A 6,658-nucleotide genomic window follows, 5' to 3' on the forward strand; every position below is an offset into this window, starting at 1 on the left:
GAGGTGCAGTCACAGGCCGGCAGCCTCAGGATCCGCGACGTGAAGGCGCCGATCAAGGCCGACGTCCAGGCGGGCCAGACCCGGATCGAGGGCTTTGCTTCACCGCTGCAGCTGACCGCGCGGGCCGGCAGCGTCCGCGCCAGCGGCCGCCTGGACCACGGCGCCTCGCGCGTCACCTGCGAGGCCGGCAGCGTCAAGCTCCGCCTCGAGGAGGGGTCCAGCGTCAGGGTCACCGCCAAGACAACGCTCGGCAGCGTCAGCGTGTCGGGTCAGCAGCAGGACGGAGCCTGGCTGATCGGAGACGGACGGGGCACCCTCGACGTTTCGACGACCATGGGCTCGGTTCGGGTCGTGACCGATTGAGCCCGCGCCAACCCCGGAACGCTCCCCGCGACTGCCCGGTCTGCGGGGAGCGCCTCGCCCTCACGCGCTTGAGCTGCCGCTCCTGCGGGACCGAGATCGCCGGCGACTTCGAGGCCTGCGAGTTCTGCGCCCTGGGCGCGGACGACCGGCAGCTGCTGCGCCACTTCCTCGCCTCACGGGGCAACATGAAGGAGCTCGAGCGACACCTGGGAGTCAGCTACCCGACCACCCGAGCCAGGTTCGACCAGCTACTGGCCCGCCTGGGCCTGGCAACCGAACGCCCGCCCGCAGGCGCCAGGGTCGAACTCCTGGAACGCCTGGCCCGCGGCGAAATCGACGTCGACGAAGCCATGGAAGGCCTGACCGGCAAGCCCGAGTAGCGAGGGTCCCCTCCACCTGAGGGCAGGAACAGTGTTCTACGGGGCGTATACGTGGGCGGCCAGGTCTTCGGGGCGGGGGTCGGGTTGGGTTTCGGCCCAGTCGGCCGCCTCGGAGGCCTCGTGCTCGAAGCGCTGGCGGACGCGCTGGGCCTCGTCAGCCGAGAGCCAGCCCTGCCGTTCGAGCCAGGCTTCGAAGCAGGCCAGCGGATCGTGGTCGGCAGCCTCGACAAGCTCCTCGGGAGTCCGGTACTTGGCGTGGTTGTCCTCCGAGGTATGCGCGTTGAGACGCCAGATCCTGGCCTCGATCAGGGTCGGCCCCTCGCCGTTCCGTGCCCGGGCGACGGCCTCCCGAGCGACCCGGTAGCACGCCGGGACGTCCGTGCCGTCGACCGTCTCTCCCACGATGCCGTAGCCGGCGGCCCTCGCCGCCAGGCTGGCCCCGCCCGACTGCAGCCGCAGCGGGACGGAGATGGCGTAGCCGTTGTTCTCGCAGACGAAGACCACGGCCAGCTTGTGGATGCCCGCAAAGTTCATCGCCTCATGCGTGTCGCCCTGGCTGGCCGCACCCTCGCCAAAGAAGGTCGCCGTCACCGCATCCTCCTTCCGCTGCTTCGAGGCCAGTGCCACGCCGGCCGCGTGCAGCAACTGGGTAGCGACGGGACTGCCGCCGGTCACGATGTGCAAGCGGCGGTTGCCGAAGTGCCCGGGCATCTGCCGGCCGCCGCTGTTGGGATCCTCGCGCCGTGCGAAGAAGGACAGCATCTGATCGCGCGCCGTCATCCCGAACCAGAGGATGACGCCGGCGTCGCGGTAGTAGGGCGCGACCCAGTCGTAACCGGTCCGCAGAGCCGCCGCGATCCCGACCTGGGCACCTTCCTGCCCCTGGCAGGAGATGACGAAGGGCGCGCGACCCTGGCGGTTGATCAGCCACATCCGCTCATCGACCGCCCGCGCCAGCCGCATCACCTCGTAAATCCGAAGCGCCTGCTCGTCGCTCAAGCCCAGCGACCGGTGGCGGCTCTGGCCGCCCTTGGCTTCGACCTCCGTCGTCTTCAGGGCCATCGGCTAAATGTGGATCGCGACGCCGTCGACGGCCAGCGCGGCCTCCTTGACGGATTCGGAGACGGTCGGGTGCGGCGCGATACTCGCCCCGATCTCGAAGGGCGTTGATTCGAGGAGCTTCGCCAGCGCCGTCTCGGCGATCAGCTCGGTGGCATTCGGGCCGATGATGAAGACACCGACCAGTTCGTCCGAGGCCTCATCGCTGATGATCTTGACGAAGCCTTCGGTCTCACCGAGGATCACGGACTTGGCATTACCGACCAGCGGGAACTTCCCGACCTTGACCTTGAGACCCTGGTCGCGGGCCTGCTTCTCCGACAAGCCCAGGCTCGCGACCTGCGGGTAGGTGTAGGTCGCGCGTGGGACCCGGTTGTAGTCGAGCGGCTTGGGGTTCTTGCCGGCGATGTGCTCCATGATGTGCTCGCCTTCGTAGTAGGCGACGTGCGCCAGCAGGAAGTTGCCGATCACGTCGCCGGCGGCATAGACGTTGGGATGTCCGGTGCGGTAGTGCTCGTCGGTCTTGATGTAGCCCTTCTCCAGCTGGATGTCCAGTTTCTCGAGCCCAAAGCCGTCGGTGATCCCCTCACGGCCGACCGCGACCAGCATCCGCTCCGCCTCGATCGTCTGCGTCTGGTCGCCGCTCTTGACGGCGACCGTCATCTTGCCGTTGGCCCGCTTGACCGTGTCCGGCTGAACCTGGGCGCCGGTGAGCACCTTGATGCCCCGCTTGGTGAGGATCTTGCCCAGCGCCTGGCCGACGTCGGCGTCCTCGAGCGGCAGGAGCGTCGGCAGGAACTCGACGAGGGTCACGTCCGCGCCGTAGCCGTTGTAGACGCAGGCAAATTCGGTCCCCACGGCCCCGGCGCCGACGATGACGATCGATTTCGGCATCTGCTCGAGGTTGACGGCGTGATCGCTGCTGATCACCCGGTCACCGTCCATGGTGAGCCCGGGCAGGGACTTCGGCCGGGAGCCGGTCGCGACCACCAGGTTCTTGGCATCGATCGTCTCGCCGCTGCCGTTGACGACGACCTTGTGCTCCGACTCGATGACGCCCTCGCCCTTGAACACGGTGACCTTGTTCTTCTTCAGCAGAAACTCGGTGCCGCGCCAGAGCTGGTTCACAACGGCTTCTTTGCGTTTCAGGACGGCCGGCCAGTCAACCTCGAGGCCCTCGGTTTTCAAGCCGAGCGCAGCGGCGCCATGGATCTGGTGGGCCAGCTCGGACGAATGGAGGAACGACTTCGTCGGGATGCAGCCGCGATGCAGGCAGGTGCCGCCGACCTTCTCCTTCTCGATGACTGCGACCTTGAGCCCCAGCTGGGCCCCACGAATGGCGCCGACATATCCGGCGGAGCCGCCCCCAATGACGGCTACGTCAAACGCCTCGTCCGGCATACAAAACGATTGTAGGCGACCGCCGGGCGGCGACCTAAGCCCCCAACAGCGCCAGCGCCGCGGTCAGTTGCGTGTCTTTTGCGAAGTCGTTCGGGGTGCGGTCCACCGCATATTCGTCCTGGGCGCTGGCGAGCGTCACCGTCTTGTCGGGGGTGATGCCCGTCTTCTCGATCGAGTGCCGATTGGGCGTCAGCCAGACGGCGATCGTGAGGTGTAGGTCGCCGTCCCGCAGCGGGAAATCCTCCTGGACGGAACCCTTGCCGAAGGACTTGACGCCCACGAGCTGGGCCCGACCGTGGTCTTTGATCGCGCCCGCGGTGATCTCCGAGGCGCTCGCCGAGTTCTCATTGACGAGGACGACGAGGGGGTTGTTGAAGGCGCGACCGGTGCCGGTGACCTTCTTCACATCCTCATGCCCGCCGCGTGACACCAGGATGGTGCTCGTTCCCTGGTTCACGAACTCGCTGATCACGTCATTGGCGGCGTCCACGTAGCCGCCCGGGTTGTCCCGCAAGTCGAGCACGACCTGGCTCACCGATCCCTTGAGGTTGTCCTTGAGTGCCTGGTCGAACTCGGTTGCGGTTCGGCCGCCGAACTCGAAGATTCGGACGTAGAGCACGCGGTTATTGAAGATATGGGTGGCGACGCTGGGCACGTTGATCTCCTCTCGGGTGAGGTCGAAGGTCAGCGTCTGGCCGGCCCGGCTGATCTGCAGCTTGACCGTGGTCCCCGCCTTGCCGCGGATGTGGTTGACGGCGTCGTCGGCGGTCCACCCTTTGGTACTTTGCCCGTCGACCGCCGTCACGACGTCCCCGGCCTTCACGCCCGCTTTCTCCGCGGGCGTTCCCGGAATGATGCTCACCAGCACGACCTGGGCGCCACTCATCTGCACCGAGGCGCCGATCCCGGCGAACTGGCCGCTGAGGAAGCTCTGGTTGGCGAGGTACTCGGCGGGCGTGAGGTAGCGCGAGAACTGATCCCCAAGCGCGCTGACCATGCCGGCGGCGGCGCCCTCGGTCAACTTGACGCCATTGGCATCGGGCTTGACGTAATGCTGCTGGATCGTCGTGAAGACGTCGTCCAGCGTGCGGTAATCGACATTGGACTTCGGCGGCGTGTAGAAGAGCAGCGACTTCGCCCAGTCGGGCGCGAAGGCACCGAATTGAAACTCGGCGAGGCTGCCGGCGTAAAAGGCGCCGATCGCCACAACAAGCAGGATCGCGATGTTTTTGGCTCGGGACATGAGTCGATTATCGTTCCGACCCGATGTTGACCCAGGATCGGAGCTTACGTCGCCGTGTGGCTCGATCACGCCGGCAAGTAGGCGAGCGGGTCAACCGGCATGCCGGCCAGGTCGATCTCGAAGTGGACGTGCGGTCCGGTGGAGTTTCCGGTGCTGCCCTCGTATCCGATGACGGTGTCCTTGTCGACCTGAACGCCGTCGCCAACGGCCCAGCTGGAGAGGTGTCCATAGAGGGTGGTGAAGCCTCCGGCATGGACGATGACCACGTAGCGCCCGTAACCACAAAGCCCGCCTCCCCAGCTACAAGCCATGGTGAAGTTGTGCACGATGCCGCCATCGGCGGCGTGCACCGCGGTGCCATAATCGGCGGCGATGTCGAGGCCGCTGTGGAAGTGCTTGCTGGGGCAGGTGGGGTCGTAGGGCTCGAACGGATAGCTGGTGCAACCGAAGCCCTGGGTGATGACACCGTCAATCGGCCATTTCCACTTGCCGGACGAGCGCGCCCGGAAGCTTTCACGGATGAGCGAGGCGATCTGCGCCTGCAACACGGCCCGTTGCGCCTGCATCTCGGCCAGCTGCGCCTGGAACTGTGCCTCGATCGCGGCGATTTGCTGCTCGCGGGCGGCGCGCTGGTCGCGCACCGTCTCTAGCTGGGCCTTCTGATCCTGGATCTGCTTGACCACTTGCGTTTGCTCGGCCTGCTTGGCTTCGAGGTCGACCTTCATCGTCTCGATCGCGGCCCGCTCCTTCTGCAGCTCGGCAAGCTGGCGCCGGTCTTCCCGCACGATGTCGTTGAAGAAGAAGATCCGATTCATGAGGTCGGTGAAGTTCGCGGCGGAGAAGACCAGCTCGAGGCCACTGACCTGGCCGCTCTTGTACATGATCCGCATCCGGTGGCCGAAATCGGCGATATGCTTGGCAAGCTCCGCCTGCTTGAGCGCCAGCTGCACCTTGGCCTGGTCGACCTGCTGCCCGAGCAGGACCAGCTTTGCCGTCTCCTGGTCGACCTGGGCCTGAACCGAGGCGAGCTGCGCGTTCAGCGCGGCGATCTGCGCCTGCAAGGCGCGCTCCTGATCGAGTAACTGACGGATCTGCGTCCGTGTGGCGATGATCTGCCCGTTGAGGCCCTGCAGCTGGTGTTGTTTGTCGTAAACCGTATCCGACACCGTGGTCAACAGCATCACGGTCAACAGCGCGATGGCGAACGCCGCGGGGCGGCGGCCCAGCCTCACTGCTTCAGGAACCGCCTTACTCCCAGATAGCTCCCCATGCTTCCCAGTAACAGGCCGAATCCGAGCATCGCCGCCAGCACCAGCCGGAGGTAGTAGGGATCGAACGCCAGCGGAACAAAGATCAGCACGCTTTGCAGGTTCACCACCGCGGGCCGGTAACCGAAGCCGACGATGAGCACCGCCACCACCGCCCCGACGACACCGACGATCAGGCCCTCGACGATGAAGGGCCAGCGCACGAACCAGTCGGTGGCGCCGACCAGCTTCATCACCTCGATCTCCTTGCGGCGGAGATAGATGGCGGTCCGGATGGTGAGCATGATGATGAAGACCGATAGTCCGGTCAATCCAACAATGAGGATCAGCCCGGCAATCCCTGCCACGCGAGCGAGCAAGATGATCTTGTCGATGACGTTGGGCTCGTAATTCGTTGCGGGCGACTTATCGACCAATGGCGAGGAGCGCACTTCCTGGTCGATCGCCGCGAGGTCGCGAATGTCCTTGACGGTCACATCGAGGCTGGCCGGCAGCGGGTTGGTGCCCAGGGTGTCGATCACACTCGGGTCCAACGCCGGCAGCTGCCGAAACCGTGCCATCGCCTGGTCCTTGGAAACGTAGACGACGCTGGTCACCCGCGGATCACTCTCCAGGTGCAGCTTGAAATCCATGGCACTGCTGAGCGGTGTCGTATCGGCCAGGTAAACGGAGATGGCGCTGGCCTTGGTTTTCTCGAGCGCCACGATCTGGTCGAGCGAGTGCAAGACGAGCAGCAGGCTGCCAAGGGCGAGCAAGACCACCCAGACGATGAGCACGCTGGCGATGCTGACGGCGGCATTCCGCCAGAAGTTCTGCCACGCGCTGCTGAAGGCAAAATCAATGCGATTCCAGAGCCGGTGCATGGTACCCTCCTGCGTCCTCGTCTTTGACAATCTGGCCGCCCTCGATCGCCACCACCCGGCGTCGCATGACATCGACGATCT

The 6,658-nt window shown here is 65.7% G+C and carries 7 protein-coding genes; 2 read left to right on the forward strand and 5 right to left on the reverse strand.

Going from position 1 to position 6,658, the window contains the following annotated elements:
- On the forward strand, nt 1-363 hold a 363-nt coding region (locus tag VHK65_01250), incomplete at its 5' end, for a DUF4097 family beta strand repeat-containing protein (GenBank protein ID HVS04779.1).
- The gene (locus tag VHK65_01255; protein ID HVS04780.1) at nt 360-743 is read left to right on the forward strand and encodes a DUF2089 domain-containing protein; all 384 of its coding nucleotides are present in this window, start codon (nt 360-362) and stop codon (nt 741-743) included. The genes VHK65_01250 and VHK65_01255, both read left to right, overlap by 4 nt.
- A gap of 36 nt (nt 744-779) precedes the next feature.
- Here VHK65_01255 and VHK65_01260 read toward each other — a convergent pair whose 3' ends face one another.
- The 5 genes from VHK65_01260 to VHK65_01280 all read right to left on the reverse strand — a co-directional run bounded on the left by VHK65_01260 (nt 780) and on the right by VHK65_01280 (nt 6,490).
- Nucleotides 780-1,805, reverse strand: a complete 1,026-nt coding sequence (locus VHK65_01260; GenBank protein HVS04781.1) for a thiamine pyrophosphate-dependent dehydrogenase E1 component subunit alpha — start codon at nt 1,803-1,805, stop codon at nt 780-782.
- Nucleotides 1,806-1,808: 3 nt separating this feature from the next.
- A complete protein-coding gene (gene lpdA, locus VHK65_01265) occupies nt 1,809-3,203 on the reverse strand; it encodes a dihydrolipoyl dehydrogenase (GenBank protein HVS04782.1) in 1,395 nt (464 codons plus the stop codon).
- Between the two features lie 34 nt (nt 3,204-3,237).
- A complete protein-coding gene (locus VHK65_01270) occupies nt 3,238-4,446 on the reverse strand; it encodes a S41 family peptidase (GenBank protein HVS04783.1) in 1,209 nt (402 codons plus the stop codon).
- A 65-nt stretch (nt 4,447-4,511) separates the two neighbouring features.
- A complete protein-coding gene (locus VHK65_01275) occupies nt 4,512-5,678 on the reverse strand; it encodes a peptidoglycan DD-metalloendopeptidase family protein (GenBank protein HVS04784.1) in 1,167 nt (388 codons plus the stop codon).
- Complete coding sequence (locus VHK65_01280) at nt 5,675-6,490, reverse strand: permease-like cell division protein FtsX (GenBank protein HVS04785.1); 816 nt, start codon at nt 6,488-6,490, stop codon at nt 5,675-5,677. The genes VHK65_01275 and VHK65_01280 overlap by 4 nt, the downstream gene beginning before the upstream one ends.
- Nucleotides 6,491-6,658 lie beyond the last annotated feature (168 nt).

It is taken from the genome of Candidatus Dormiibacterota bacterium (genome assembly GCA_035544955.1).
Classification (GTDB): Bacteria; Chloroflexota; Dormibacteria; order CF-121; family CF-121; genus CF-13.

What these genes read in the sequence shown, in the direction of transcription:
- VHK65_01260 (HVS04781.1), bottom strand. Translation starts at nt 1,805, where the DNA reads ATGGCCCTGAAGACGACGGAGGTCGAAGCCAAGGGCGGCCAGAGCCGC.
- lpdA (HVS04782.1), bottom strand. Translation starts at nt 3,203, where the DNA reads ATGCCGGACGAGGCGTTTGACGTAGCCGTCATTGGGGGCGGCTCCGCC.
- VHK65_01270 (HVS04783.1), bottom strand. Translation starts at nt 4,446, where the DNA reads ATGTCCCGAGCCAAAAACATCGCGATCCTGCTTGTTGTGGCGATCGGC.